Below are 3,600 nucleotides of genomic sequence, written 5' to 3' on the forward strand. Positions count from 1 at the left end.
TCGAACCGAAATGGGCTGAAGTCAAAGCGATAAGAAGACGAGAAAGGTGTTCAATTGATGAACTGTTTATGACGCATGTAAAATATGTCTAATTATTTTGATTTAGCTATACTGCCGGAAGGCGGCCCGATGTGCATCAGTAAAACCATGAACCCCATACGAACAGGTCACATTGCGGAACCCTGCACACCAGAATGACATCGCATCGATGAGCGATTCACACAGGATCACTGAGGCCGAACCGACCAGCCCGGCTTCATTCCAGACACCGCCATGCTCACCCGGTAAATACAGATGCAGCGGTGTGCCTGCCCGCAGGCGATCCGTGATTTTTCGGCCATACATTTCCTGTAATTCGCCATTAAGACCGATCACCGGAATGACCAGTGAGCCGCTGAAGTGTTCATGCCCGCTGTCACGCAACAACCCGGCGGCCTGAAGTTGTGCGCGGATCTCAGCACCTGCTTTGATTTTTTTCTCCGGCAACCGATAGCCGAGGGTGCGGTTGGCAAAGCCGAGCTTAAAATGGCTGACCAGCTTAGGATGATCAAGGCGGCGTTTTTTCAGGTACTGATGGGCTTCCGGTGCATTCAGCAACGTCTGGTGATAGAACTCAACCACCCGTAACAGCAGCGCCTGTTGCCCGACCGCATCCCTCAGCAGCTCTGACGATGCAACCAGCGGCTCGACCGCCGGATTGCTGCCGAGCATCGCCCGCAACCGTTCGCAGGCATGACGCAGGCTCAAATGTTCCGTTTTCATCACCCAGTCGAGCACTGAGCCGCCCGCATCGCAGCCAAAGCAGTGATAGAGGTTTTTCGACGGCGTGATCACCATCGAAGGGGTTTTCTCCTGATGGAACGGGCACAGCACCGTCATATCTTTGCCGCGTGGGATCAACTTCCGCCCCTGCTGTTCAATGACAGCCACTAAGGAGACGGCGGATTTTAAGTGCTGTAATTCTGCGTCGGGAATGCGAGCCATGTCTTAATCCTTTAAAATGCGCCAAGGTCATTATTGACCTATATAATACAGGTCAATATAATACTTTCAAGCCCAACACTCAAAAAGGACACGTATCATGATGAACAAACACATTAACTGGCTTTGTTCATTTATGACTGATTTTGGTAAACGCCTTGCCGCACTACGCAAGGCCAGACAGCTTACACAACTGGAACTGGCGAATCTGCTGGATATCCAGCCCCGTATGGTGGGACGCTGGGAGCAGGGACAGGTTAAGCCCCAGTTCGATTACATCATTAGACTGGCACAGTTACTGGAAGTCAGTATTGACCATTTACTGCTGGGAGAAGAAGGCACAACCGCCCCCGTTTTTGATATTAAAAATAAGCGGCTGAAAGAGCTGTGTAAGCAGGTTGACGGGTTAAAAGCAGAAGATCAGGACGTAATTTGCCATTTTCTGGATATGGCTATCACGCAAGAGAAGATTAAGCAGGTCATTAATATAACACGTTAATATTTAACGCGTTCTGTCCGTGTTGGAGCACGGTCAGAACGCTAACCACAAGCAACTAAAGAGGAGTTGAATGATGGCTAAGGCGCATTCTAAGCAAAACCGCGCGGTAAATAAAGCCGCCAAAACAGAACGTTATTACACCGTGGGATACGTGCTGCAAAATGGCAGGCCGAACCCCCGACCCGCGATAAATTTAACGGGCAGATGGCTTAAACAGGCTGGGTTTGAGATTGGCAGCACACTCACCGTCAAGATTATGGACGGCTGTATTGTGCTTATTCCTGACAGCGACGACACCCGCAGCATCAGGCAGCAGTACCAACAGCAGCAAAATCAGCTCAGTGAGATCAAGCTGCGGATGCGAGAGCTAATTGGGGATTATCAGGCGGGATAAAAGATTTTATTTTTCCATATGAAAGGTTTAAAACCACCGTCTTTAGACGGTGACTTTGACTTTGACTTTGACTTTAATTCTTTGACCTATGCGCGTTTACGAGGTGCGTGGTTCGACGACTTTCAGTCGTCGGCACCGAAGTGCGCTAACCCACCTACTTCAGTAGGTGGTAGTTAAGTTCAAAAAAACAAGCCAGATCTTTCTGGCTTGTTACTTATTAACATATAGCTGTTATAAATCCTCTATAGCTTCTCTTATTTCTTCTAAAAGAAACTCAGCATAACTATCTGCAATGATATTTTTAACGCCATCTCTTTTGAAAGATAATTCAGTTTCGACAATAACAGCCTCTCCTGTCTTTCCTATAGTATTAGTATCAATAGAATAAGAAGGTCCATATCCTGATGATTTTATTTTAATCATCCCTTCATCTATATCACCTGCATCTCTAGCCTGCTTTGTAACATACAGAACACATGGGGCTTGATCTCCATTTATACCTTTTTTAGTTACTCCGTAATAATTATCCCCGCCAAAAGCAAGCGTTCCATATTTCTGTAAGAAAATTTTATATGACTCAGGAAAGGTAACACCAAGTAATAACTCAAACTTACTAATGGTATCTATATCAGCTCCGCCACTAGAAAGAATTTCTTCCCCGCTTGCTATCATTTCCTTTTCAATTAAATCTATATAACTCATAGCTTCCTTCCTCTTAAGGAATTAAAAAGTCCAACGCTCTTGCTTTCCAATATTTTTTCTTCCAACGGTTAAACGGACGCCTGTTCATTGATGGTGGTGCACTATTATATCTACGCCTTATGCCATCAGGGCCAACCCACGTTTTATCCCACTGATTAGAGAACATATGCAACTTACGATCATGCTTACTATGAGTACTACTCAAAATTTCAGCCATTGGACCGGGTTCATCTTGAGTGACGTGATGGAGGTTTACTTCTAATCCGTCTTTACCGATGGGAGCCTGCCCTTTCTTCATTCGTTGAATATTTGTTCTTCCATATTCATCAATATGATGCGGGTCAAATAAATCATTTCGCTGATAAACTTTTCTTCCAACGACATTTTTAGCCGTCCAACATCCAGCCAGCCCTAGTGGATCGATCCAAATCGTCGGATTTCCAACGTAAGCATACGGATTCTCCCCTCCGGCTAAACCGATAGGGTCGGGTGTCAGATACTGCCCCGCCACCGGCGAGTAATACCGGAACCGATTGTAGACCAGCCCGCTTTCTTCATCCAGACACTGGCCGGCGTATTGTAGCCCCGGATTCAGCTCGGCATTTTCCCCCAGAACACTCAAACGCAGCCCGTACAGGCTCTGTGGCGGCCGCCGCCAGACGCGGTGACCCTGCGGGTCAAACAGCGCCAGCGGTTCGCTTGTCGGTGCACACACGGCATACTGCGTTTGCACCTCGCCCGCCATCAGTTCACTGCGGTTTTCCGGGTCGGGGGTGAAGAACTGGATTTGCTGCGCCAGCAACTGCCAGCCGTCAAAGACCAGATGTCGGATGCTGTACAACCGGTTGTGCCGGTACTCGCGGATTTCCGCCGGCACATCCCCGTCCCACAGGTAGGTGGTGCGCTGGCCTGCCTGTTCACACACCTTCTCCGTGCGCCGCCCGAACGCATCGTAGCGATAGTCCCACTGCTGGCCGCCCGGGGTCTGTAGCCCGATAAGCTGATTCTGGCTGTTCCAGCGGGA

Annotated in this window: 4 protein-coding genes and 1 pseudogene; 2 read left to right on the plus strand and 3 right to left on the minus strand. The window is 48.4% G+C overall.

Annotated elements, in window-relative coordinates; all coding sequences use genetic code 11:
* Positions 1 to 108 precede the first annotated feature (108 nt).
* Positions 109 to 984, minus strand: a pseudogene (locus AACX68_RS05610) (CHC2 zinc finger domain-containing protein); the annotation flags it as partial.
* Positions 985 to 1,081: 97 nt separating this feature from the next.
* On the opposite strand from AACX68_RS05610, the gene AACX68_RS05615 reads away from it, so the two are divergent.
* Together AACX68_RS05615 and AACX68_RS05620 are read left to right on the plus strand one after the other, a co-directional pair.
* Positions 1,082 to 1,480 (plus strand): helix-turn-helix domain-containing protein, encoded by a 399-nt coding sequence (locus AACX68_RS05615; protein ID WP_228860803.1) that lies wholly within the window; start codon positions 1,082 to 1,084, stop codon positions 1,478 to 1,480.
* Positions 1,481 to 1,553: 73 nt separating this feature from the next.
* Positions 1,554 to 1,874, plus strand: coding sequence for a SymE family type I addiction module toxin (locus AACX68_RS05620; protein ID WP_228860804.1), 321 nt, complete (start codon positions 1,554 to 1,556; stop codon positions 1,872 to 1,874).
* A 231-nt stretch (positions 1,875 to 2,105) separates the two neighbouring features.
* Here the strand turns inward: AACX68_RS05620 and AACX68_RS05625 are convergent, their stop codons facing one another.
* Together AACX68_RS05625 and AACX68_RS05630 are read right to left on the minus strand one after the other, a co-directional pair.
* Positions 2,106 to 2,576, minus strand: coding sequence for an SMI1/KNR4 family protein (locus tag AACX68_RS05625; protein WP_228860805.1), 471 nt, complete (start codon positions 2,574 to 2,576; stop codon positions 2,106 to 2,108).
* Positions 2,577 to 2,589: 13 nt separating this feature from the next.
* The coding region (locus AACX68_RS05630) for an HNH/ENDO VII family nuclease (protein WP_304957261.1) at positions 2,590 to 3,600 on the minus strand (1,011 nt) is incomplete at its 5' end.

Origin of the sequence: Xenorhabdus sp. PB61.4 (assembly GCF_963894935.1) — a bacterium.
Taxonomy (GTDB): Bacteria; Pseudomonadota; Gammaproteobacteria; order Enterobacterales; family Enterobacteriaceae; genus Xenorhabdus; species Xenorhabdus stockiae.

Bases quoted from the DNA above. Each gene is read 5' to 3' on its own strand.
- AACX68_RS05615 (WP_228860803.1), top strand. From the start codon at position 1,082: ATGATGAACAAACACATTAACTGGCTTTGTTCATTTATGACTGATTTT.
- AACX68_RS05620 (WP_228860804.1), top strand. From the start codon at position 1,554: ATGGCTAAGGCGCATTCTAAGCAAAACCGCGCGGTAAATAAAGCCGCC.
- AACX68_RS05625 (WP_228860805.1), bottom strand. From the start codon at position 2,576: ATGAGTTATATAGATTTAATTGAAAAGGAAATGATAGCAAGCGGGGAA.